The sequence below is a fragment of the Gleimia europaea ACS-120-V-Col10b genome (genome assembly GCF_000411155.1).
In the GTDB taxonomy this organism is placed as follows: Bacteria; Actinomycetota; Actinomycetes; order Actinomycetales; family Actinomycetaceae; genus Gleimia; species Gleimia europaea_B.
On sequence record NZ_KE150266.1, the window covers coordinates 1 to 24,081 of the forward strand.

The 24,081-nt window shown below is 56.9% G+C and carries 23 protein-coding genes; 18 read left to right on the plus strand and 5 right to left on the minus strand.

Annotated elements, in window-relative coordinates; genetic code table 11:
* Nucleotides 1-367 precede the first annotated feature (367 nt).
* Genes HMPREF9238_RS00010 through HMPREF9238_RS00050 form a run of 10 tightly spaced genes read left to right on the plus strand, consistent with a single transcriptional unit; the run spans nt 368 to nt 11,909 of the window.
* On the plus strand, nt 368-3,142 hold the full coding sequence (locus HMPREF9238_RS00010; protein WP_016443376.1) for an HAD-IIA family hydrolase: 2,775 nt from the start codon (nt 368-370) through the stop codon (nt 3,140-3,142).
* Nucleotides 3,139-3,276, plus strand: a complete 138-nt coding sequence (locus tag HMPREF9238_RS08835) for a hypothetical protein (protein WP_016443377.1) — start codon at nt 3,139-3,141, stop codon at nt 3,274-3,276. The genes HMPREF9238_RS00010 and HMPREF9238_RS08835 overlap by 4 nt, the downstream gene beginning before the upstream one ends.
* Nucleotides 3,264-4,097, plus strand: coding sequence for a TlyA family RNA methyltransferase (locus HMPREF9238_RS00015; RefSeq protein WP_016443378.1), 834 nt, complete (start codon nt 3,264-3,266; stop codon nt 4,095-4,097). Before HMPREF9238_RS08835 ends, HMPREF9238_RS00015 begins: the two co-directional genes overlap by 13 nt.
* 8 nt (nt 4,098-4,105) lie before the next feature.
* Entirely contained in the window at nt 4,106-4,945 is an 840-nt protein-coding gene (locus tag HMPREF9238_RS00020) for an NAD kinase (protein ID WP_016443379.1), read from the plus strand.
* Entirely contained in the window at nt 4,942-6,609 is a 1,668-nt protein-coding gene (gene recN / locus HMPREF9238_RS00025) for a DNA repair protein RecN (protein WP_016443380.1), read from the plus strand. Before HMPREF9238_RS00020 ends, recN begins: the two co-directional genes overlap by 4 nt.
* A complete protein-coding gene (gene steA / locus HMPREF9238_RS00030; protein ID WP_016443381.1) occupies nt 6,606-7,808 on the plus strand; it encodes a putative cytokinetic ring protein SteA in 1,203 nt (400 codons plus the stop codon). The genes recN and steA overlap by 4 nt, the downstream gene beginning before the upstream one ends.
* A gap of 11 nt (nt 7,809-7,819) precedes the next feature.
* Nucleotides 7,820-8,827, plus strand: coding sequence for a copper transporter (locus HMPREF9238_RS00035; protein WP_016443382.1), 1,008 nt, complete (start codon nt 7,820-7,822; stop codon nt 8,825-8,827).
* Nucleotides 8,820-9,632, plus strand: a complete 813-nt coding sequence (locus HMPREF9238_RS00040) for a hypothetical protein (protein WP_016443383.1) — start codon at nt 8,820-8,822, stop codon at nt 9,630-9,632. The genes HMPREF9238_RS00035 and HMPREF9238_RS00040 overlap by 8 nt, the downstream gene beginning before the upstream one ends.
* Complete coding sequence (gene murJ, locus HMPREF9238_RS00045) at nt 9,633-11,255, plus strand: murein biosynthesis integral membrane protein MurJ (RefSeq protein WP_016443384.1); 1,623 nt, start codon at nt 9,633-9,635, stop codon at nt 11,253-11,255.
* Between the two features lie 9 nt (nt 11,256-11,264).
* The gene (locus tag HMPREF9238_RS00050) at nt 11,265-11,909 is read left to right on the plus strand and encodes an NUDIX domain-containing protein (protein WP_016443385.1); all 645 of its coding nucleotides are present in this window, start codon (nt 11,265-11,267) and stop codon (nt 11,907-11,909) included.
* Between the two features lie 83 nt (nt 11,910-11,992).
* Here HMPREF9238_RS00050 and HMPREF9238_RS09110 read toward each other — a convergent pair whose 3' ends face one another.
* A complete protein-coding gene (locus tag HMPREF9238_RS09110; RefSeq protein ID WP_016443386.1) occupies nt 11,993-12,115 on the minus strand; it encodes a DUF8730 family Cys-rich protein in 123 nt (40 codons plus the stop codon).
* A 317-nt stretch (nt 12,116-12,432) separates the two neighbouring features.
* Here HMPREF9238_RS09110 and HMPREF9238_RS00055 point away from each other — a divergent pair, with 317 nt between their 5' ends.
* Genes HMPREF9238_RS00055 through HMPREF9238_RS00090 form a run of 8 tightly spaced genes read left to right on the plus strand, consistent with a single transcriptional unit; the run spans nt 12,433 to nt 19,058 of the window.
* Nucleotides 12,433-13,146, plus strand: a complete 714-nt coding sequence (locus HMPREF9238_RS00055; protein WP_016443387.1) for a helix-turn-helix transcriptional regulator — start codon at nt 12,433-12,435, stop codon at nt 13,144-13,146.
* A gap of 10 nt (nt 13,147-13,156) precedes the next feature.
* On the plus strand, nt 13,157-14,605 hold the full coding sequence (sufB, locus tag HMPREF9238_RS00060) for a Fe-S cluster assembly protein SufB (RefSeq protein WP_016443388.1): 1,449 nt from the start codon (nt 13,157-13,159) through the stop codon (nt 14,603-14,605).
* 12 nt (nt 14,606-14,617) lie between these two features.
* Nucleotides 14,618-15,793, plus strand: a complete 1,176-nt coding sequence (sufD, locus tag HMPREF9238_RS00065; protein WP_040316527.1) for a Fe-S cluster assembly protein SufD — start codon at nt 14,618-14,620, stop codon at nt 15,791-15,793.
* The gene (locus tag HMPREF9238_RS00070; RefSeq protein WP_016443390.1) at nt 15,790-16,116 is read left to right on the plus strand and encodes a Rieske (2Fe-2S) protein; all 327 of its coding nucleotides are present in this window, start codon (nt 15,790-15,792) and stop codon (nt 16,114-16,116) included. The genes sufD and HMPREF9238_RS00070 overlap by 4 nt, the downstream gene beginning before the upstream one ends.
* Before the next feature lie 11 nt (nt 16,117-16,127).
* Entirely contained in the window at nt 16,128-16,880 is a 753-nt protein-coding gene (sufC, locus tag HMPREF9238_RS00075; RefSeq protein WP_016443391.1) for a Fe-S cluster assembly ATPase SufC, read from the plus strand.
* A 13-nt stretch (nt 16,881-16,893) separates the two neighbouring features.
* Complete coding sequence (locus HMPREF9238_RS00080; protein ID WP_016443392.1) at nt 16,894-18,189, plus strand: SufS family cysteine desulfurase; 1,296 nt, start codon at nt 16,894-16,896, stop codon at nt 18,187-18,189.
* The gene (gene sufU / locus HMPREF9238_RS00085; protein ID WP_016443393.1) at nt 18,190-18,654 is read left to right on the plus strand and encodes a Fe-S cluster assembly sulfur transfer protein SufU; all 465 of its coding nucleotides are present in this window, start codon (nt 18,190-18,192) and stop codon (nt 18,652-18,654) included.
* Entirely contained in the window at nt 18,651-19,058 is a 408-nt protein-coding gene (locus HMPREF9238_RS00090; RefSeq protein ID WP_016443394.1) for a metal-sulfur cluster assembly factor, read from the plus strand. Before sufU ends, HMPREF9238_RS00090 begins: the two co-directional genes overlap by 4 nt.
* Before the next feature lie 59 nt (nt 19,059-19,117).
* Here HMPREF9238_RS00090 and HMPREF9238_RS00095 read toward each other — a convergent pair whose 3' ends face one another.
* The 4 genes from HMPREF9238_RS00095 to HMPREF9238_RS00110 all read right to left on the minus strand — a co-directional run bounded on the left by HMPREF9238_RS00095 (nt 19,118) and on the right by HMPREF9238_RS00110 (nt 24,055).
* Complete coding sequence (locus HMPREF9238_RS00095; RefSeq protein ID WP_016443395.1) at nt 19,118-20,812, minus strand: AMP-binding protein; 1,695 nt, start codon at nt 20,810-20,812, stop codon at nt 19,118-19,120.
* Between the two features lie 146 nt (nt 20,813-20,958).
* Entirely contained in the window at nt 20,959-22,053 is a 1,095-nt protein-coding gene (locus HMPREF9238_RS08485; protein ID WP_016443396.1) for a CPBP family intramembrane glutamic endopeptidase, read from the minus strand.
* A 9-nt stretch (nt 22,054-22,062) separates the two neighbouring features.
* A complete protein-coding gene (gene tgt, locus HMPREF9238_RS00105) occupies nt 22,063-23,391 on the minus strand; it encodes a tRNA guanosine(34) transglycosylase Tgt (protein ID WP_016443397.1) in 1,329 nt (442 codons plus the stop codon).
* Nucleotides 23,384-24,055: a queuosine precursor transporter gene (locus HMPREF9238_RS00110; RefSeq protein WP_016443398.1), complete on the minus strand. Its 672-nt coding sequence runs from the start codon at nt 24,053-24,055 to the stop codon at nt 23,384-23,386. The genes tgt and HMPREF9238_RS00110 overlap by 8 nt, the downstream gene beginning before the upstream one ends.
* Nucleotides 24,056-24,081: the final 26 nt, after the last annotated feature.

Consider the following 24,081-nt stretch of genomic DNA (forward strand, 5'->3'; position numbering starts at 1 on the left):
CCAGTATTCCATACCGAACCTGGAAGCTAAGCCCGTGAACGCCGATGGTACTGCACCTGGTAGGGTGTGGGAGAGTAGGAAACCACCGCAACCACTCTATAAAGTGTTCTGGGGCCCCACCAACACGGTGAGGGCCCCAAAACACACCCAAAAACACACACGCGGGCAACAGGCACACCCTCAAGCAAGCACACAAACGGGCACAGGGGTGAGGACCACAACACCTGTCCTTCCCGTCCAGCCCTTAAGCGCGATAGCTCACCAAAAATCAACGCTAACAGACAACCTAGAGTCGGTATGATGAAGATTGCACAATCCTGAGGTAGGAGAGTGCCAGCCTGACAGGCTGTGGGAGACAAGAGGAATAATGAGCGAAAACCAGCGCGGTAATGACCGGAACTTCGATAACAGGCAGTGGCGTAGCGAGCGTCAAGAAAAATTTGGTAGCAGAGGACGACGCTTCGAAGACAGGGGCGAAACTGGTCGACGCAGGTTCGAGGGCGAACGCTCAGACTTCGCTAACCGTGGTCGAAGGTTTGACCGGGACAACAACGCTGAAGGCAGGCGCGAGCGCAACTTCGAGCGCAATGATCGCGGTTTCCGCAGGGATGATCGCGGCCCGCGCCAGTTTAATCGTGACGAGCGTGGCGGAAGGCGCTTCGACAACGATCGCGGATACCGCCGTGATGACAATCGCCGTCGTTTTGACTCCGATGATCGAGGAGTACGACGTTTCGAGCGCGGCGATCGCGACTTCCGCCGCAATGACCGTGGAAGCCGTCGCTTTGAGAATGAGGACCGCCCACGTCGCCGTTTCGACCGCGATGATCGCAACTTCTCGGGCGATGGTCGTTCGGACCGCAGATTTGACCGCCGCGAACGTGACTTTAGGGGACGCGGGCGGGATTACCGGCGTGATGACCGTGGAGGGCGCCAGTTCACTCGGGATGATCGGCCTGGTCGCCGGTTCGATCGTGACGATAGGCGCGAACGAGACTTTGGCCGCGATAACCGCGGAGGACGCAGATTTGAGCGGGATGAGCGAGCTCCTCATTACAATCGCGAAGATGGTGGGCGTCGAAGCTTTGATTCTGATCGGAACCGCAGCGATCGTCCTAACCGTTTCGAAGATAAATACGATGCGGCAGCGGCAGCCTATGACAAGTTCGATGACGAGTTTGCTGAGCGCAACAACCAGATCGAGGGATTGCCCATCCCGGAAGGTTTGGAAGGCAAAGAACTTGACGCTGCGGCATACGAGACGCTCGCTACTTTAGGTGCTCACAGCCAAGAAGAGGTTGCGAAACTCCTCGTTATGGCTGGCCAGCTAATCGATATGGAGCCCGAGCGTGCCTACATGTACGCTCAAGCAGCAGTTGGCCGTGCCGGCCGCGTTGATATCGTGCGCGAGGCCGCCGCCCTCACCGCGTACGCAACCGAGCGCTACCAGGAGGCATTGCGTGAAGTGCGTGCAGTGCGCCGTATGCGTAATGATTTCTCCCTCCGCGCGGTTGAAGCAGATTGCGAGCGTGGCCTCGGAAAACCAGAAAAGGCTCTCGAGCTCATTGACGAGACGGATCTTTCGCAGCTTGACGTGGCGGAGCAGGTTGAGCTCGTCCTTGTCGCGGCAGGCGCCCGCTCTGATCTGGGAGAGCAAGACACAGCTCTGGTACTCGTTGAGGATGCTCTGGCTAAGTTGGGTCCGGACGCGGAAGATGAGTTGCGTGGCCGTTTGATGAGCGCGCAGGCCGACCATCTGCGTTCGCTGGGACGCGTTGAAGAGGCCGATGAAGTTGAAGCTTCTATGCCGGCCCTTCCTGAAGATAACGACATCCTTGACCTTAAGATGCTGGCGGAATCGGATGTGGATGATCTGCGTTCGGATCTGAAGGGCTCTGATGAACCACTATCGCAACGCTACGACACGCTTCTGCTTGACCTTGATGGCGTTTGCTACCACGGTAGTAAGCCTGTTGCACATGCGTCCCAGAGTGTTTCTGAAGCTGTGAATGCGGGTATGAAACACGCGTTTGTGACGAACAACTCCTCACGTGCGCCGAAAGCCGTGGCCGCTCAGCTGGCTGATCTGGGATTCCCAGCGAAGCCTGAGGACGTCATGACTTCTGCTATGGACGCGGTAAATCTGATGGGTGAAGACCTCGAGGAGGGGGCAAAGGTACTTGTCATTGGTGGCGAGGGGTTGCGTGAAGCCGTTACTAATGGCGGCTTTGAGATTGTAGGTTCGGCAGATGACAACCCGGAAGCGATAGTGCAGGGGCTCGATAAGAGCCTGGGATGGGCAGAGCTGTCTGAAGCTGCGTACGCGATCACCAACGGAGCTGCCTACTACGCAACCAACATGGATGGGTCGCTACCAACCGAGCGTGGGTTTGCGCTGGGAAATGGCGCTCTCGTGCGTGCAGTGCGTTATGCGACTGGCAAGAAGCCTAAGGTTTCGGGCAAACCATTGCCTGCTATCTTCCGCAGCGCAATTGAGATGGTGGGGGGAGAGCACGCCATCGCCATTGGCGACAGGCTGGAAACCGATGTCGCTGGAGCGCTTTCAGCCTCGATCCCGTCGATGCACGTGCTCACCGGTGTCCACGACGCTCGCTCGGTGATCCTCGCTGATCGCGGTCTGCGTCCCCAGCTTGTACACACCGACATGCGCGGCCTCAATGAGCCGCACCCACGTCCTCGTCACCACCGTGACGGCACTTGGAGTTGTGGCGTTAGTCAGATCGCAAAGGTCGTGGCAGGCAGGTTGACCCTCGATGGCGTTCAGCTTAGTGAAGATGGCGCCACGGTTACCCTCGACTCTTACCGCGCCCTCATTGCAGCTGCTTGGGAGTACGCTCGCGAAACGGATGCAAAGGTGTTTTGTCCGCCAATCACTGTTGTGGACAACGATGATCCGGCAGGAATCTTGGAGTCCCTTGCCCCCGAAGGGGAAGAAACGGTAGGAGAAGAACAAGCTGAGTTGGACGAAATGCCGGCTTCGGATGTGAGCGAAGAGGAACTTGCGAAGGTGGATGTGGAATCTGTTTCGGCGTTCCTCCCTGGCGAAGAAGACTTGGAGGAACTACTCGAAGAGACTCGCCACCTTGAGGATGAGGACGAGCAGCCGCAGGAGTCTGAGTGAATCTAGAGCAGTGGGAGGAAGACTGGGAGCAGGCTGAAAACCTACCTCTAGCTCAGCGCCTTGCGAAGCTGAAGCAAGCTGAGGCGGAGCTATCTGCCCAGCTTGAAGGCGGGACAGAGCAGTGGCACGCCTAAGACGAATCGATGCGGAGATGGTGCGGCGTTCGCTCGCGCCATCTCGCTCGAAAGCGCAAGAACTGATCCATGCTGGTTTTGTGAAACTAGATGGGGAGGTTGTCACCAAGCCTGCTCGGCAGATGGATCCGGCACAGGCTCTGATCGTTGATGAGACGTCCGCTCCTGATTACGCGTCTCGAGGCGCGTATAAGCTTGCCGGGGCGCTGGAGATTCTTGGAGATCTTGCTCCTTCTATTTCCGGTCAGCGTTGTCTCGATGCCGGCGCGTCAACGGGTGGTTTCACCGACGTTCTTTTGCGCGCCGGAGCCGCGCAAGTGGTGGCAGTTGATGTTGGTTATGGCCAGCTGCTGTGGCGACTTCAGTCCGACCCCCGCGTTGAGGTGAAAGACCGGACAAACGTTCGCTACTTGAAGGCTACAGATGTGGCACCGCCGCCAACGGTTGTGGTGTCGGATCTTTCATTCATTTCTTTGACTTTGGTGCTCCCAGCCCTGTGTGAAGTGGCGGATCCCCGCGCTGATTTCTTGTTGATGGTGAAACCGCAGTTTGAGGTGGGCAAGGATAAGCTAGGGGCGAAGGGCGTGGTCCGGGATACGGCACTGCATCACTTCGCTATCCGTCAGGTTTTGGATAAGGCCAGTGAGCTGGGATTGAAAACCTACGGTTTAGCGGCCAGTCCTCTTCCGGGCCCTGCAGGAAACGTCGAATATTTCGTGGCGTTGAAGTCGGAGCATCCGACAGCAATCAGTCAGGTGGATCTGGATGATCGGATTGCACAGGCGATTGCTAACGGTCCGGCCGGTACCCACCTAAGTTAGGAGCCTTAATGCGCTCGATCATGATGATCGTGAACGACAAGCGTGAAGACGCAGCCAAGCTGGCATCCCGGATGCGAACAGCACTCGAGGATCGTGAAATCGCTGTTGTGGGCGCGGATTCAAACCAGGCTGTGGAGCTGGTTGTCGTCTTCGGAGGCGACGGCACTATCTTATGGTCGGCGCAGGCGGCGCGGGAACGTTCGGTTCCCCTTTTAGGCGTAAACCTTGGGCACATGGGCTTTTTGGCCGAAGCCGAAGTAAGTTCTTTGGAATCACTGGTAGATCACGTCGCTGCAGCCGACTACGCGGTGGAAGAGCGCATGACGCTGGAGCTCGACGTACACATGCCGGACGGCAGCGTGCAGCACGATTGGGCGATTAACGAGGCCGCAATTATGCGTACTGACCTGGCGCATCCGGCCCACTTTGGTATCGGGGTGGACGGGCAGGGTGTTTCCACGTATGGAGCTGACGGAATTATTTTGTCTACTCCCACGGGATCTACTGCATATTCCTACTCTGCGGGCGGTCCGGTGGTGTGGCCTGATACGGAGGCCGTGCTAATGGTTCCGCTGGCCGCTCACGGCTTGTTTACAAGACCCCTGGTGGTTGGCCCAAATTCGGAACTCGAAGTGTCAATCTTGAAGCGCCAGTGGGCGGATATCGAGGTGTGGTGCGATGGTATCCGCCGCATCACCGTTCCGGCGGGTACGCGAATTCTGTGCAGGCCGTCCAAGGTACCGGTAAAGCTTGCTCGCCTGTCTGACACGCCTTTCTCCGCACGTTTAGTGGCTAAGTTCGACCTTCCAGTTTCCGGTTGGCGGCGGCTGGGGGTGGAGGAGTCTTGATCGAAGAACTCCACATTGAGAATCTGGGCGTCCTCGAGTCTGCACACGTGGAGTTTGCCCCCGGATTAACGGTGCTCACTGGCGAGACGGGCGCAGGGAAAACAATGGTGTTGTGGTCACTTCAGCTTCTGCTTGGACAGCGTGCAGATTCCTCCAAGATCAGGGCTGGCCAGTCACAGGCCGTGGTTGATGGCGTATTCACGATCGATCCGAATGTGCTTAGCGAGTTTGATCTTGAAAACGAAACAGTTGTTGTTTCTCGAAAGGTAACGCAATCACGCTCGCGGGCATATGTGGATCGTCGCCCCGCCCCGGTTTCACTGCTTGAAGACCTCGCGTCCAATCTGGCGGTCATCCACGGCCAATCTGTTCAGATTGAGTTGCGTTCGCCGCGCGCCCAACGCGAGTTTTTAGACAAGTTCGGTGCAGCTTCCCAAGCTGGCTTAGTTGAGAGCTATAAGACTGCCTGGAATAAAGCTGTCGAGGCGAAGCGGACCCTTGATGAGTTTGTTCAAGGTCTAAACGAAGCCGAAGCGGAGATTGCGCAACTACGCCCGGTGGTGCAGAAAGTGCGCGCCCTTGACTTGGTTGCGGGCGAGGACGAGGCGTTGCGCCTGGAAGCTGAGCGCATCACGAATGTGGAGGAACTACGTACTGGCCTTGCTCTTGCCTATCGCGCTCTGGTGGGGGAAGACGGCACAGGGGCCGTAGACTCCGTTGGCTTGGCTGCTGGGCAGGTATCCAAACTTGAGGGGCTCGACCCGAAGCTTTCTGAAATTTCGCGGCGCTTAAACGCGCAAATTGTTGAGTTAGAGACGGTTCGCGATGACCTAACCGAGTATCTGGAGGGGCTGAATGCGGATCCGTCTCGTCTGGAATACGTACATCAGCGCCGCCGGGCCATAACCTCCTTGCTTCGCGGACGCGCCCTTGATATCCCTGCGCTGTTGAAGTGGACGGATGAGGCCGAGGCTCGGCTCGATGATTTGGAGCGGCGTGATGATCGCATGGCGGAACTGAAGGCGGAGCTTGCACGGGCGCAGGCCAAGGTGCTTGAGATAGGCCGAGAGCTTTCTAATGAACGCCACAGGCTCGCACGCAGGCTGGAAAAACTTGTGGATGTTGAGCTCGCGGGCTTGTCGATGAAAGATGCGCGTCTGCTCGTGGAGTTCAAAGAGCGCGAAAAGCCGGGCCCTAACGGCCTGGAGGACGTGGAAATGCTCTTGCAAGCGCATAGGGACGCGAATCCGGCGCCGCTAGGAAGTGGTGCATCCGGTGGTGAGCTTTCCCGCGTGATGTTGGCATTGGAGGTGGTACTGGCTGAGCAAAGCGAGGCTTCCGCAACCCACTTGACGTACGTGTTTGATGAGGTGGATGCGGGCGTGGGTGGTCGAGCGGCGCGTGAGGTGGGGAAGCGTCTGGCCCGGCTCGCCCGGGATCGGCAGGTGCTGGTGGTTACCCACTTGGCGCAGGTTGCGGCATGGGCGGACAGTCACTTGTTGATCACGAAGACAGGCGCCACTACTGAAGTGACCCGCCTCACAGAAGAAGATCGGATTGTGGAGCTGGCGCGCATGCTGTCCGGGTCGGAGTCGTCAGAAACGGCGCGCGCGCATGCCGCTGAGCTACGTTCTGAGGTAAAGGTGGCACAATCAGGGGTGTGAAGCGTTTTTTCAAAAAAGCTAAGAACCAGGTGGAACTGCCCGGCGAAGGCTTAAGAGTGCGCGTGGATGAGCGCACAAAGAAGCTGGCGCGTCGTTTAGAAGAGGGCGAGATCGCGGTTATTGATCATGAGGATATAGACCGCGTGGCGGCTGAGTCTTTAGTTGCCGCCAAACCGGTGGCAGTGCTAAATGCCGCGAAGTCCACCACGGGCCGTTACCCCAATTTGGGCCCGTCGATTCTGCTTGAGTCCGGAATTATTCTGATCGATGATCTTGGCCCAGACATTATGACTTTGCATGAGGGACAGACGGTGAACATTGATGGTGATTCCGTGTTTGCTGGCGATAAGCTCGTGGCGCAGGGTGTTCTGCAAACCACGGAGTTGAACGAGCGGGCGATGGAGCTTGCGCGCGATGGCATGTCGAGCCAGATAGAGGCGTTCGCTGCGAACACTATGGAGTATTTGGCGCGCGAACGTGATCTTTTGTTAAACGCGGTTGGCATTCCCGATGTGAAGACGAACTTCAAGGGCCGCCACATGCTGGTGGTTGTGCGCGGATACCACTACAAGGAAGACCTCGCTCTTTTGAAGGCCTACATTCGCGATTATCGTCCTGTGCTGGTTGGTGTTGACGGCGGTGCGGACGCGATTTTGGAGGCCGGTTTTAAGCCCGACATGATTATTGGGGACATGGACTCGGTGTCGGATAAAGCGCTGACGTGTGGTGCTGAGATCGTGGTGCATGCATACCGCGATGGAACGGCTCCGGGTTTGGAGCGAGTGGAACGTATCGGTGTTGAACACGTGGTGTTTCCCGCGACGGGCACGTCGGAGGACGCGGCTATGCTCCTTGGTGACGCTAAAGGCGCAAGCCTGATTGTTACTCTTGGTACCCACACCACGCTGGTGGAGTTTTTAGATAAGGGTCGTTCTGGCATGGCTTCCACGTTTTTTACGCGTTTGGTAGTGGGGCCGAAGCTGGTGGACGCGAAGGGAGTATCGCGGATTTATCGGACGCGAATTTCTTCGTTCCAACTGTTTATGCTTTCAGGTGCGGGTATTTTGGCTCTGATTATTGCGCTTGCGGTTACACCTGCGGGACAAACTTTTTTGCAGATTGTGGCAGTTTATTTTTCTGGCATCGTTGACGCCGTGCGCGGCTGGCTTGGTTTGGCGCCGGGTGCGCCCCTTACGTGAGTGGAGGAACATTGGTCGATTTTAGGTACCATTTGGTTTCACTGATTTCAGTATTTTTAGCACTTGCGGTTGGAGTGGTGCTCGGCGCGGGTCCGTTGCAAGGGCCGATTGCGTCTGGCTTGACGAGTCAAGTTGAGGTCTTGCGCGAGTCGCAGGCGCGTACTTCTGTAGAGATTGAGCGGCTGCGCACCGATGTTGCGGACCGCAACGCGTGGATTGAGCAGTCGGTGCAGCAGGTTTTGCCGGGCACGTTAAAGGATCGCAAGATCGCGATTGTGTCAACGGAAGATACGTCTGCTGAGGATGTTGAGGGGATTGCCAAGTACATCGATGTTGCTGGTGGCGTTGTGAATCAGCGCGTTGTGCTAACGAATGCTTGGTATTCGGACGAGATGACGCAGTTCCGCGACTCGTTGGCCGGTCCGGTTGCCACGCACCTGGAGGGCGAGATCCCAGCGGAGGCTCCAGCGGCAGATATTTTGGCGCAGGCGCTCTTGGAAATCATCACGAAGACTAATGACGAAACCAAGTTGCTTCGGGAGATTCTCGCTGACGCTGATAACGCTCTGCTTTCGTTTGAAGCAGATCAGGTTGTGTCTGACTCAATTATTTTTGTTGGCTCTCGCCCGGTTGTCGAGGATGGGGAAACCGCTGCTACGCAGGCAGCTAATGACGCTGGCGCAGAGGATGACCAGGCAGGTAAACCTGACTCGCAGATGCTGGTTGCGGTTGCAGGAATGGTTGCTAAGGCGCCTTCTGCAGGTGTCGTGGTTGGGGATGCTTCGGCTTCGGATTCTTTGATTTCGCTGGTTCGCGGCCAGGGCGTGGCGGTGACTTCGATTGACTCGGTGGGTACCTCCATGGGGCATGCTTCGACTGTGATTTCGTTGTTGAGTGCCGACTACACGGCTCGTGCATATGGCACAGCGTCAACAGCAACCGAGTTGGTGCCGCCTCTGCCGCAGGCTAAGGCCGAGGAACCGCAACCGACACAGACGGAGGCGACTACCGGTGAATAGTAGGTCTGCTATAGCGTTTGCCGGCGGTGTGGGTGCGGCCGCGTTGACGGCAATCATTACGAACGTGATTCGTACAGCACCGTCGTTGCAACGCACAAACCATACGGGTGAGCAGGTTAGCCTGTCTGAGGGTATAGGGGCTGCTACCGCCCTGATTGGTTCAGCTGTGGCCCGGCGTGATTTTGCTGCGGCTACCGCTTTGGCCACGACAGCTAACGCCGGCCTCGTGGATGATATTGAGGATCTGCGCGAGGAAGCTCCAAAGGCTAAAGGCCTGGCGGGCCACTTCCAGGCTTTAAAACGTGGTGAGTTAACCACGGGTGCGGTGAAAGTGGCAGCTATAGGATCATCTGCTGCTGGCTACGCGCTGGTGCATTGTGAACGCTATGATCGCGGGTTTTACGACTGGGTGATTGATTCGATTATTGTGGCTGGTTCGGCGAACATTGCGAACCTGTTCGACCTGCGTCCAGGAAGGGCTCTAAAGGCTTGTGTCGCGTGCTCTCTGGTGGCTTCCACTGGCCGGGTGAGTCCTCGCTCGTTTGGCGCAACCTTGGGCACAATCGCCGGAAGCGCGCCCACTGATCTAGCGGGTAAGACGATGCTTGGGGATGTTGGCGCAAATGCGCTCGGGCTGCAGGTAGGTATGCTCGCGATAGTCCCGTCCTCTCGCACTTTTAGAACAGGAATGGCCGCGCTTACACTCGGCGTAATAGCAGCGGGTGAAGTCTTGTCTTTCTCGAAGTTTATCGAAAGCTCAAAGGTGCTGTCAGCGCTCGATGAGTTGGGCGTGAAAACTAAGTAGATGGCGGCTTCGGGCGGGCGTGTAAGACTGCGGGGCGTCCTCACCGGCGCCGTGGGCGTGATCGCAATTGCGACTCTCTCCTCGCGCTTGATTGGATTCTTGCGCTGGCTCACGCAGTCCGCTCTGGTTGGATCGGGTGCGACAGCGGGTGCCTACGCATCAGCTAATCAGATTCCGAACATTATTTTCGAGATAGTGGTAGGCGGAGCCCTTGCTGGCATAACCGTGCCGCTACTTTCAGCGCACGTTGCGAAGGGCCGTTCCCACTACGCTAATCGCGTGGCTTCTGCCCTCCTGTCATGGGTGACATTAATACTGGCGGTTGTGGCGGTAGTTGTATTTCTTACCGCTCCGTGGATCGCGCAGACGCTACCTGTGCCCGCAGATACCAACGTGGCAGATCAACAGGCACTGGTGACTCGCTTTTTGCAGATTTTTGCGTGGCAAATTCCGCTATACGGGGTTTCAATAGTTTTAACGGGCGTGTTGCAATCACACAAGAAGTTCTTCTGGCCGGCAATCGCCCCGGCACTGTCGTCCTTGACAGTGATCGCAACGTTCGTGGGCTATGCGCTACTGAATCCTGCGCGCGACCAAGCTCCTCCTCATGCGGCTGTTGAGGTACTTGGTTGGGGCACAACCTTGGGGGTGGCGGCGTTATCATTACCGTTGTTTATCCCTGCTTATCGTGTGGGCTTTCGTTTTCGTCCCACACTGCAGCTTGAAGTCGATGAGCGGCGCCGGGCGATAAGCCTGGGGGCTTCTGGCCTGGGCGCATTGGTGGCGCAACAACTTGCGGTTGTCGTCTCGTTGTGGCTCATGCGCTCCTACGGCGCCTCGGGAACGGTGGCAGTGTTCCAGTACCTGCAAGCGGTGTACTGGCTACCCTATGCTGTGGCGGTATATCCGGTTGCAACAGCAGCGTTTCCTCTGCTTTCTGAACAGGGGGCAAACGGTTGCACAGACAAGTTCAAAGCAACGTGTGCGAGGGCGATGCAAAAAGTGCTGATTGCGGCACTGCTCGGCTCAGCTTTATTGGTCATAATGGCGCCGGTGGCGCAGGCGTTCTTCGAACTACTTACGCCTGTTCCGGGCATGGCTTCTGCCCTTACGATCATGGCTCCGGCCCTCATCGGGTTTTCTTTGTTGTTCTATGGCCAGCGCGTGCTTTACGCGCTTTCGCATCCGCGCCTGGCCTGGCTGGTGGCGGCCGTTGGTTGGGTGACGGTCGCGGCGGCGCAAGCTGTGTTTGTCCTCGTGTTCGTAGGAGCGGAAGGGGACGGCGGCGCAACTTTGCGCGCCATCAGTGGCGGTCACTCGGTTGGCATGGCGGTGGCGGCGATAGGGGTACTTGTTTCGATTCACCGAGTCACGCAGGGCCACGGCATGAGTGATCTGCTGGGAGCGGCTGCGCGCTCGCTTGTTCCACTCAGCCTCGCAACAGTGTTCGGAACCCTGGCAACAACGTATATTTCATGTTTAGGTGAAGGTTTTGGGCACGTTCTCGCCGTGGTTGGGGCCGGCTTTGCGGGGCTCGCGATCCTCATAGGGGCGGTGTACACGTTAGGAAAGAAGTCAGTCCTTACTGGCTTGCTTCAATCCATGGAGGAAGACGACAGCTAGGAGGTTGTCATGATTGCTGATCGCAGGGATGAAAGGCCGGTTCGCTCGCACGAACGCGTATGGACGGGCGCGGTGTTTGACATGGACGAGGACCGCGTCGAAGTAACTCCCGGAAACGTGGTGACGCGTCACTACGTGGCACATACTGGGGCGGTGGCGGTTGTGGCTCTTCGCGAGGGGGCGGGTGACCTTGAGGTCGCATTGGTTGACCAATACCGCCACCCGGTGCAAGCCACTTTGTGGGAGATCCCGGCCGGTTTGCTTGATATTGAAGGTGAAGAGCCGGTGGAGGCCGCTAAGCGTGAGCTGTATGAAGAAGCTGATCTTGAGGCCGACACGTGGCATACGCTGGTCGATTATTTCACCTCGCCGGGAGGAACCACGGAGGGACTGCGGATCTTCCTAGCGCGCAATGTTAGGGAAGTTCCGGCGGGGCAGCGGTTCGAACGAACCGATGAAGAGGCCGCGATGCAGCTGCGGTGGGTTCCGATGCGCGAGGCGGTCGCGGCCATCCACGACGGCAGGTTACATAATCCCTCGGCAGTGGTGGGGATTTTGGCGGCGCAGTCTGCTCGTACGCAGGACTGGAAGTGCTTGCGTTCCGCTCACGCGCCGTGGCTCAGGTCGCCGTTCAGCCGCAAACTGCGCAACTAGCTCGGCAGCAACTGCCGTAGTGCCGGAGCAAATAAAGTGCGCGGTGCCGTTATTAGAACGGGAACCGCGCACCGCTGAGTTGATTAGTTCTCGTTGCAGGTGCACCAGTCAGAGTCGGCAACCATCGCCTTCACCTCATTGACGTGCTGTCCGCAACCGGTCCAGGTAGTCTTGCCACACTTTGCGCAACGAATCGGGCTACACATGTATGCTCCTAAGCTCGGGGATTCTTCTGTTCAGCCTTATCCTTTTCTGGGAGTTCTTTCGGACTCATCCTCTAAAGTCCCAAAATCATATCAGATATACCCCTAGAGGTATAGGACTTTCGGGTGGTGTTGGCGGGTGTGGCTCTTCTCGCCTGTCGAAACGGCCTCTCTTCGCGCATTATTGGGTGTGATCTGCGGCGCGGTGCAACATTTGGTCTATTACGTAATGAAGATGTTGCTTAAAGAAGGTAGACTTGCAAAAGTCGGTTACAAGAAGCAACACCGGCGTGCGAATAAGGCCTTGAAGGGAGGGCGCCTTGGCAGAACCAGTAGATCAGGGGACGCGCGAACTCGTCCTCGACCTCATAGTTGAGAAGGGCCCGGTAACGGCCTCAGTTATCGCTAAAATTCTAGGACTTACAACCGCTGCGGTGCGCCGTCATATCACTACTTTAGAACAGTCTGGGCAGATCGCTGAACGGGAGCAGCCGCAATCGACAAGGCGGTCGCGCGGCCGTCCGGCCAGACACTACATTGCTACCGACGTTGCTCATGAACGTCTGCATGATAGCTATTCGGAAATTGCAACGAGGGCAATGTCTTACCTCGCGCAAACTGCCGGGGTAGAAGCGATCGAGAACTTCGCTGCGGTTCGCTCTCGTGAAATTGAGCGCAAGTATGCGCCCGTGGTGCGCGCTGCGGGACGAGATCCGAGGGCGCGCGCGGTAGCGCTTGCAGACGCCCTGACTCAGGATGGCTACGCGGCGAGCGTGCGCGACGTTGGGGGCGGGAACTTCGCTATTCAGCTGTGCCAGGGGCACTGCCCAATCCTGGGGGTAGCTGAAGAATTCCCGCAGTTATGCGAGGCAGAGACACAGGCGATTGGACGCCTGCTAGACGTGCACGTGCAGCGACTTGCCACTTTGGCAGGGGGCGAGCATGTGTGTACGACGCACATTCCAGTTGCGGCGCTGACCCGAAGAAACGGCTGGCGTCACGGTGGAGATCGAATGCAAGAGCGTTCGAATTAGGAAGGAACTAATGACCACTACAACGAAAGTTGAACGAGGTGAAGACAAGCCGCGCACCGATGACGAGATCATCGACTCAATTGGTGCGTACCAGTACGGCTGGCACGATACCGACGTGTACGGCGCCAACGTAGAGCGTGGCTTAACTGAAGCTCTTGTTCGTCATATTTCGAGCATTAAGGAAGAGCCCGAGTGGATGCTTGAGCGCCGCCTCAAGGGATTCAAGGCATGGGAGCGGAAACCGATTCCCAAGTGGGGCCCAAACCTTGATGACATCGATTTCGATTCGTTCAAGTACTACGTTCGCCCCTCCGATCGTCCGGTAAGCTCGTGGGATGACCTACCTGCGGAAATTAAGGACACTTACGAGCGTCTTGGCATTCCGGATGCGGAGCGTAAGCGTCTGATTGCGGGTGTGGCCGCCCAGTATGAGTCCGAGGTTGTCTACCAGCAAATCCAGGAGGACTTGGAGAAGCAGGGCGTTATCTTCCTCGACACTGATACGGGTTTGAAAGAACACCCGGAATTGTTCGAACGTTTCTTTGGCAAGGCTGTACCGGCAGGTGACAACAAGTTCGCAGCGCTGAATACCGCCGCGTGGTCTGGCGGTTCCTTCATTTACGTGCCGCCGGGCGTACACGTAGAGATTCCGCTCCAGGCTTACTTCCGTATTAATACCGAAGCTATGGGCCAGTTTGAGCGCACGCTAATCATTGCGGATGAAGGCTCTTACGTTCACTACGTGGAAGGCTGTACTGCGCCGATTTACGATACGAACTCGCTGCACGCCGCGATCGTGGAGATCTTCGTTCTGAAGGATGCGCGCGTTCGTTACACCACTATTCAGAACTGGTCTAACAACGTTTTGAACCTCGTGACCCAGCGCGCGGTTGTTGAAGAGGGCGGAACGATGGAGTGGATCGATGGCAACATCGGTTCCGCTGTAACCATGAAGTACCCGGCTTGCTACCTCATGGGTGAGCACGCGCGCGGTGAGACGCTCTCCATTGGTTTCGCGGGTGAAGGTCAGCATCAGGAGACGGGCGCGAAGATGCATCACATGGCGCCCTACACGTCCTCCACCGTGGTTGCGAAGTCGGTTGCTCGTAATGGTGGCCGCGCCTCCTACCGTGGCCTCGTTGAAATTGATGAGAAGGCACACCACTCGAAGTCGAACGTCCTTTGTGACGCCCTCCTTGTTGATAAGGAGTCGCGTACCGACACGTACCCGTATGTTGACGTTCGTAACGACGATGTAGAGATGGGCCACGAGGCCACCGTGACGAAGGTTTCTGAAGACCAGCTGTTCTACCTGATGTCGCGAGGCCTGGAAGAAAACGAAGCTATGGCGGTGATTGTCCGCGGATTCGTGGAGCCGATCGCGCGCGAACTTCCAATGGAGTACGCGCTCGAACTTAACCGCCTGATTGAACTACAGATGGAAGGATCGGTGGGCTAAGTGTCGAACGCAATGGCTAGGGCCCATTCACACGGCGCGGGCACTCAGGCGACTTACTCGTCACGAGCGGATCGCCCCAGCTCCTTCAATCCGGCTGATATTCCGGTTCCAAATGGACGCGAAGAGGACTGGCGTTTCACGCCTATCAAGCGCATCAAGTCGCTGTTTGAAGAGTCTGGTTACGCAGAGGCAGACCTGCCGGTTTCCGTGACTGCTCCGAGCGAGGTTTCGGTAAGCGTTGTAGACGCGAAGGACTTTGATCTAGATAGGATTTTGGCTCCGGGGGACCGCACCGCAGTTGTATCTTGGGTCCGTGCGAACTCGGTAAACCTCATTGAAATTCCTAAGGGTAAGGCTCTTTCGGAGCCCGTGTTCATCAACATCTCAAACGATGACGAAACGCCCCGCAGTCAGCGAATCTACGTTCGCGCTAATGAGGCTAGCGAGGCCGTGGTGGTAATCAACCACAAGGGTAGCGGCAAGCTAAACCAGACCGTGGAAATCGATGCGGGGGATGGGGCAAAGCTGACGGTAGTTTCCCTCCAAGAGTGGGCAGATACCGCAACGCACGCGTCGAACCACCGCATGCGAGCCGGACGCGACACGCAGCTACGCCATGTGGTAGTCACGCTGGGCGGAGACCTGGTGCGCCTAAGTGCAGATACGGAGTTTACGTCCCCGCGCGGCAACATCGAGATGTTCGGGCTTTACTTTGTAGATACCGGCCAGCATTTGGAACACCGCCCGTTCATCGCGCATACGCAGCCGCACTGCTACTCGCGTGTCACCTACAAGGGTGCGCTTCAGGGTGATGACGCTCAAGCAGTTTGGGTCGGTGACTGTCTGATCGGCGCAAACGCTGACGGAACTGACACTTATGAGCTGAACCGCAACCTCGTGCTTTCCGAAGGGGCGCGCGCCGACTCCGTGCCAAACCTCGAAATCGAAAATGGTGAAATTGAGGGGGCAGGCCACGCTTCAGCAACGGGCCGATTTGACGACGAGCAGCTGTTCTACCTGATGGCACGTGGCATCTCAGAACGTGATGCGCGTCGCCTCGTGGTACTGGGCTTCTTCGGCGAACTGGTAAACCAGATCGGCGTGCCTTCCGTGCAGGAGCACCTCATGGAGGCCATCGAAGCTGAACTCGAACAGGGCGGCTCGATGGACAAGCTGGTGTCGCGATGAGTTTCCAAGTTGCATGCCCAGCCGATCTAGAAGCGGGCGAGGCTCGCATGGTCGAACTGACGAATGAGGCGGGAGAGGAACTTCCCATCGCGATCATTCGTGACACGGTAGGTGACTGGTATGCGATTGACGATACGTGCCCCCATGCGGACGTGTCTTTGTCCGAGGGCGATATCTCGCAAGCATGTGTGGAATGTTGGGCACACAGCGCTGAAATCAACTTAAAGACGGGAGAGGCCACGCTACCTGTGACCGAAACTGTGCGTACTTATCCCGTGAAGCTTGAAGGCCAGAACGTTCTGGTTGATCTGGAAGTAGAGTAAGGAAAACTTAAATGACTACCCTTGAAATCAAGGATCTACACGTCAGCGTAGATACCGGCGAGGAAATGAAGCACATCCTCAAAGGCGTGAACCTGACCATTAACTCTGGACAGAAGCACGCGATCATGGGGCCGAACGGTTCTGGTAAATCCACGCTTGCGTACGCGCTCGCGGGGCACCCGAAATACCAGATTGATTCCGGTGAAGCTCTGCTTGACGGCGTGAATATTTTGGAGATGGATCCGCACGAGCGGGCTCAGGCTGGCCTGTTCCTCGCGATGCAGTATCCGGTTGAAGTTCCGGGCGTGACCGTGTCGAACTTCCTGCGTACCGCCAAGACCGCTATTGACGGCGAAGCGCCAAAGGTGCGCTCATGGGTGAAAGAGCTGAAGGAAGCTACGGAAAACTTCCGCATGGATCCGGCGTTCACCGAACGTGAGGTTAATGTGGGCTTTTCGGGCGGTGAGAAGAAACGTCTAGAGATTTTGCAGATGGAAATGCTGAATCCGAAAATCGCTATTTTGGACGAGACCGACTCAGGCCTCGACATTGATGCGCTTCGCATCGTTTCTGAGGGCGTGAACCGGGTGGCTGACAAGTCGAACCTCGGCGTTCTTTTGATTACGCACTACACGCGAATCCTGCGCTACATTAGGCCGGATTTTGTGCACGTGTTCGTTAATGGTCACATTGTTGACGAGGGTGGTCCGGAGCTTGCTGACCGTCTTGAAGAAGAAGGCTACGACCGCTATCTGAATAACTAGTCCGGAGATTTTGATGACAACTGATCGGCTTACCAAAGCGCTTTCTGCTCAGGAAGTGGAGGATCTGCGTGCGCAGTTTCCCATTCTTGGACGCACTGGACGTGATGGTAAGCCGATCATTTATCTTGATTCTTCAGCTACGTCGCAAAAGCCCTTTAGGGTGATCGAGGCTGAGGCTGACTTCTACCGGATGCACAACGCGGCCGTAAACCGTGGTACTCACATGCTGGGTGATGAGTCTACGGGAGCGTTCGAAGCGGCGCGGGAAACAGTTGCGAAATTTGTGGGGGCGCACGCCTGTGAGATCGTGTGGACAAAGAACGCAACCGAGGCGATCAACCTTGTTGCCTACGCGATGTCTAACGCGTCCGCTGGTATGGGAGGGGCACAGACGGAGAGGTTCCGGGTGGGGCCGGGAGATAGAATCGTTGCCACCCGCGCTGAGCACCACGCCAATCTGCTTCCTTGGCAAGAACTTGCAGCCCGAACGGGCGCAGAGTTCGCGTTCCTCGACTTGCTTCCAGATGGACGTATTGACCTCGAAACGCTGAATGTGATCAACGAGCGCACCAAGCTGGTTGCTTTCACGCATGCATCGAATGTTACGGGCGCCGTGTCCCCGGTAGAGCAGATTGTGGCTGCAGCGCGCAATGTCGGTGCGCTTGTACTGCTAGATACGTGCCAGTCATCTGCTCATATGCCTATAAACGTGCGTGAACTAGGTGTTGACTTCGCCGTGTTCTCTTCGCACAAGATGCTGGGGCCAACCGGTGTGGGTGCGCTGTGGGGGCGCTACGATTTGCTTGAGGCAATGCCTCCGGTATTGGTGGGTGGTTCCGTTATCGCTAATGTGACGATGGAAAATGCGATCTACCTGCCGCCGCCCAACCGTTTCGAGGCCGGCTCACAGCCGGTGGCTCAGGCGGTGGGCTGGGCGGTGGCGCTCGAATTCCTCAGCGAGGTGGGGATGGATCGTATCGCCGCGCATGAAGAGCGGATCACGGCGGCGCTACTAGATGTGGTTACGAACGCTGATGGGGTGCAGCTACTTGGCCCATCCGACACGAAGAATCGCCTTGCCGTGGTGGCATTCACTGTTGCCGGCGTGCATCCGCACGACGTGGGCCAGTACTTGGACTCGGAGTCGGTTGCCGTGCGGGTGGGGCACCACTGCGCGATCCCGCTTCATAAGTTCTTTGGCGTGCGCTCATCGAATCGCGCTTCGGCGGCACTAACTACTACGCTTGATGAAGTGCACCGGTTCGGTGACGCCCTATCTCGGGTTCGCGGCTTTTTTGGAGGAATGTAAGTGTCAAGCTTGGAAACTTTGTACCAGCAGGTCATCCTCGACCATTCGCGTAGGCGCGTAGGCGAGGGCGATATTCCTGCGGATGTGGATGGGCAGTCCTACCAGGTTAATCCCACGTGTGGAGACGAGATCACCCTCGGCGTTCACGTGAAGGATGGCGAACTTGTTGACTACACGTGGACAGGTGATGGGTGTTCGATCTCGCAAGCCTCGATTTCGGTGATGGCAGAGCTTATAGACGGAAAGTCGATCGCCGAAATCTCACAGCTGTACAAAGATTTTGAGATTATGATGCACTCGCGCGGAAAAGGCGTTTCTGACGAACTTCTTGACCGTTTAGAGGACGGCGCTGCATTCGAGGGCACAGCTAAGTTTCCAAACCGTATTAAATGCTCACTGCTGGGCTGGTACGCGTTAAAAGATGCGCTGGTGAAGGCAGGAGTCGCATTGGAGGATCAAAAATGAGTAACCCCATGGCCAATCCTGAGCCGGTGGAGCAGCGCTTCCAGGAGGTCGTACCTGAAGAGGACAGCGCTACGGTGGATCACGAGAGCCTCGGACAGCTTACCGCGCAGGAGGTTGAAGACTGCCTGCGGGACGTAATTGACCCTGAACTTGGTATCAACATCGTTGACCTGGGCCTCCTGTACGGCATCATGATTGATGAAAACGACCACGTGAACATCGACATGACACTCACGTCTGCGGGTTGTCCGCTTACGGATGTGATTGAAAACCAGGTGCGCATGATGTTGAACGGTGTGGCAAGTGGCGTTACTTTGAACTGGGTGTGGTTGCCGCCATGGGGCCCGGATCGTATTACCGAGGACGGGCGCGAACAGTTACGTGCAATCGGTTTTAACGTGTAGCTTGAGCTACGCATAGTATTGGCTCCGCATATGCGGAGCCAAAACTAATTCCTCAATGCTTACTTGCGGTTGCGCTCTTGCATGAGGCGATCTTTCACAACTCTGCGCATGATCTTGCCGATCTGTGAGTGCGGCAGTTCAGTGACAATCGCTAGAGAGCGGGGGAGGGCATAGTGGGAAATCTTCTTTTCTGCCCAGGCGCGCACGTCCTCAAGCGTTATGTTATCAACGCCTTCATCTAGTACGAGGGCGGCGGTCACCTCTTCGCCGCCTGGAACGGGCATGCCCACGATGGCCACGTCTTTGACCCCTGGCATTGAACGAATCGCTTCCTCAACTTGCGTGGGGTAAACGTTAAACCCGCCGGACAGGATTAGTTCTTTGCGCCTATCTGCTAGGTAGACGAACCCATCATCGACCACGCCGATGTCGCCGGTACGGAAGTAGCCGTCGGCAGTGAATTCCTGCGCGTTGTCCTCATCCGCGTCGAGGTAGCCGGAAAACACTTGCGGGCCTTTGACGAGGATTTCGCCCGGTTCGCCCTCGGCTGGCTCAATATCGGGATTTTCAAGGTCGCCCAGACGCATTTGCGTGGAGGGGAATGGAAGGCCCAGGGACCCGCGGCGGCGTTGCCCGGTCATCGGGGAACCGCACATGGTGGGTGAGGTTTCGGTCATGCCGTAACCTTCAATAATGTAGCCGCCGGTGGCCTCTTCCCACCGTTTTGCAACGTCCGCAGGTAACGGCATAGCACCGCTGATCGCGTAGCGGATCGAGGAAATGTCGATCTTCTTTTCGCGTGCACGTTTTTCGACGCGATCAAACATGGGCGGGACGCCAACAAAGAAGGTTACTGGTGTTTTCGAATGTGCTTCCAAAGCCATGTCAACGTCGAACTTGGGGAGCATAATCTGGCAAGCACCGTACTTCACGGCGCAGACTAGGAAGAAGCAAAGTCCAAATGAGTGAAAGTAGGGCAGGAGGGAGAAGAAGTTCTCCGCACCCTCATGGAGCCGGTATACCCACGATAGGTTCTGGTTCGCGTTAGATCCGATATTCTTGTGGGTCAAAGGAACCGACTTGGGCATGCCGTTAGTGCCACCCGTATGCAGTATAGCCGCTACGTCTAAGCCCGTTGCATGCGGCGTTGACGGATCTATGGGGCTGGCCACACGCACCTTGTCATCCCAAGACAGCGTTCCGGCCGGGGCCGCTAGGCGCATCTGATCGCGAGCTTTGCGGGCCGGGGCAATGGGCAGTGCCAGCATTGTCTTCTTGGTGACCGGCATGTAGCGGGTGATGTCAACGGTAAACACTGTTTTCAGCTGGTGACCGGGGCCAAAATCGAACTTGGAGATAGATTTTTCCCACACGACGGCTACTTGGCCGTGGTGGCGTTTAATCTGCTGTTCAATCTCTGATTTTGGCGCAAGCGGATTGTGTTCGGCCGCAATCGCACCAATGCGCATGAGGGCGTAGAACACAATCACGTGTTGCGGGCAGTTTGGTAGTGCAATGGAAACGGCGTCCCCTTTGCGAACTCCGGCAAGGCGCAGGACGTTTGCAGCGCGGTCTACTTCCGTCTTCAACTGACCGTAGGTAAGTTCCTGCCCGAAATACTGAGTTGCGGGCCTAGTCGGGTAAAATTGTGCCGTTTCTTCTAACATCTTGTAGAGAGAGGTCTCTGGCTCCGCAATCTCGTAAGGCACGCCTTTTTCGTAGTGTTTGCGCGCCATTTCGGTGATGCTCGACATGATTCTCCTAAAGGAACTACGCTCTTATCTTACGCTAGCGTAAGTTATTGCACTGCGCATAATATATCGCGCTGAAATCGCTGGCACGGAGCATTTTGCCCGCCCCAATCGGGCGGGCAAAATGCATTGGAACAAGGCGGATAGTTCTACTGGAAGTAACCCGGCAGGTCTTGCCCGTTCGGTGTGCTTGACTGCTGCACAGTAGGCGCAGGTGCAACAATGCCGCGCTGGATCAGCACCCACTGCGGGTAGAGACTTTGCCACTCGGGGTAGAAACGCCCCTTGTTGAGTTCGTTGGCCAGGTAAACGGGGTCGGGCTGGGGCGTCTTGCTCGGGTCGTGCATTCGGGTTATTTTTGCCTTCTTCGCCGCGAAAGCGAGGGCGGCGGTAACCGTGCCCATGATGACGGTGGAAACCAAGAATGAAGCAGGAGTGGACGTCGTTTCCTCACTGATGAGGGAATCGGAAGTGTTAGAGAACGCCTCGATGGTAAAGATGACCATGTTATTGGAAGCATGCATGGCAACAGCAGCCTCAACGCCGCCCGTGTACCACATGAGGAATACCGCGCACAAAGAGAACACGACCAGGTCCGCGAGGATCCACACGTCCGGCGAACCGTGCAGGAGCGCGAACACCGGGGCGGAAGCCAGGGTGGCCACGAGCAAAGAAACCCAGCGGTTTGGAATCCACGATCCAAACATTTGGAGGAACCCGGCACGGAATGTGAGTTCTTCTGCCGCGCTTTGGAAAGGAACTAACACGAGGGTGAGCACGAGGAGGATCGCCAGTTGTGGTCCGGGGTTGAATTCCGTGCCCTCAAGCAAACTCAGCGGAATGAAAGCGAGTGCGAAAATCGGTATCGCAATGGCAAAGCAAACGCCTAACCACTTGTAGCGTAGACGGCCTTCAACCGAGAAGAAGTAGCCCACACCGGTGCGCGCGCCGAATGCCACGCCAGCTAATACAGCAGGAATCAAGGTGGCAATGCTGAGCATCAAGACTGCGAAAACTACCGGATCCGTGGCGTCGATTTCACCGGTAAACAGCTTCTGGTATCCGGGGCTGTTGAGCGCGGGCACAGCAAGTGGCAGCAACGTCACGATGGTTGATAGGGCAAGGAAGACCATCGCCGCGATCGCGATGGCAAGAAGAGGCCGGTACCAGCGCCTGTCCGGGCCGGCGGAAAGCTTGTGGTATTCAGCGGCTTCGCGCGGTTGGATTTGTGGTAGGTGAAGCAAACTGGCCTCCTAGTTACCGTAGAATTGGGCAAGGGTTTCTTGCTTGTATTCCGTATAGTCGCCGTTTCGAATGGACTCACGGATATTATCTACCAGGTGAACGGTAAACCACTCGTTGTGAATGGTTGCAAGCGTTGCTGCCAGTATCTCGTGAGCTTTAAAAAGGTGGTGTACGTACGCGGTTGAATAGTTTTGGCACGTGTAGCAGCCGCATCCGTTGGCGAGGGGACCAAAATCGCGTTTGAACCTCGCGTTCGTGATGTTAACGCGGCCATATGGTGTGTAAATTGCTGCATTGCGGGCTACTCGTGAGGGGTTGACGCAGTCGAACGTGTCTGCCCCCGCTTCAATCGCGGCAAAAAAGTCATCGGGTTCAGAAATCCCGAGCAGGTGACGCGGCTTATTGTCTGGTAGCGCGCTGGTTAACCACGAAACAATCAGCCCCAGTTTTTCTTTTTCGAGGGCACCGCCCAGGCCGAAGCCGTCAAAGCCTTCGCCATCAATGCCCAGCTGTTCCAAGTCCACCGAGGTGCGCATTTCGGTGAGTGTGCGCGCCGCTTCGTTACGCAAATCTTTGTGCTGCGCACCTTGCAGAACGCCGTAAAGTTGCTGGTACGGCTTGTCGGGATTTTCGGCGGTGAGGCGCCAATGCTGATCGAGGGAGCGCTGCGCCCAGCGGTGAGTGCGGGCAAGGGATTCAACCTGGTAGTCGTAGGGGTGCAATAGGGAAGTGAGCTCGTCGAAGGCGAACATGATGTCCGCCCCTAACTGATGCTGAATGCTGAGCGAAATTTCGGGGTTAAACCGGTGCTTAGCGCCATCAATGTGCGAGCGGAACACCACCCCGTCGTCGTCTACGGCGGCGCGGTTGCGGCGAACAGCCTCCGCGGCCTCATCTTCCGCGGTCACTTTTTTGCCGGCAAACTCTTGCGAGAGAACTTTCTTGTAGTTGGAGCCAAGCGAGAGAACTTGGAAACCGCCCGAATCCGTAAATGTGGGTCCGGGCCAATTCATAAACTCGCCGAGGCCGCCTCCGGCCTCCACAATATCCGCGCCCGGCTGCAGGTAAAGGTGGTAAGCATTTGCGAGTAGGGCTTGCGCGCCGAGCTCTTTCATCATCTCAGGGAGCACGCCCTTTACATTGGCAAGGGTACCAACCGGGATGAACGCGGGCGTTTCAATCGAGCCGTGCGCGGTTTGAAGCGTGCCAACACGTCCCAGCGGACGCGGACCGTCGTCGGTTTCAACCTGGACTTCATCCAACCACGCCGCAACTTTGAAGCCGCGCGAAGCCTCGATGCGCTCGCGGTGAGCCTGCGTGATTGGCGCGTTAGACATGGGACTCCTCGTAGCTTTCGATGCGCTTGATCCAACCGATCACTCGGTAGGTAACGGGCAAAAGAATGACCTCAACTGCGACTTTATACACGTAGCCGACGAATAGGTAGTTCAAAAATTCCGCGCCCGTAATCACGCCATAGAACGCAACGGTGCAGAAAATCAGGGTGTCGGCGAATTCGCCAACCAGGGTAGATCCGATAAGGCGCGCCCACAGGTGGCGTTCACCCCACTTGGCTTTGATGCGTACAAGTACCCACGAGTTGAGTAGCTGACCGGCTAGATATCCGAGGACGGAGGCAGCTACGATGCGCGGCACAAAGCCCAGTACGGCGTTGAACGCATCCTGGTTTTCATAGCCCGGGCCGGCAGGTGCTGCGCCGACAATCAGGAAGGTAAGAGCGGCAAGGATAGAGAACGCGAAGCCGGCGAGGATGGCCCGACGCGCGCGTGCAAAACCGTAAACTTCCGCCAGCACGTCCCCCAGGATGTATGTGAGAGGAAACAGTACGGCGCCGCCGTCGAATACTAGAAGTGCGGGGCCGATATGCAGTCCGATGAGTTTAGTTGCCGCGATATTCGAAAGGATTAGGAGGGCAACGAAAGAGATCGCGACAATGTCATACACGCGCGGTTCGGGGGTTTTCACACTGTTTACAGTCACGCGGTAAACATACTACACGGCCGGTT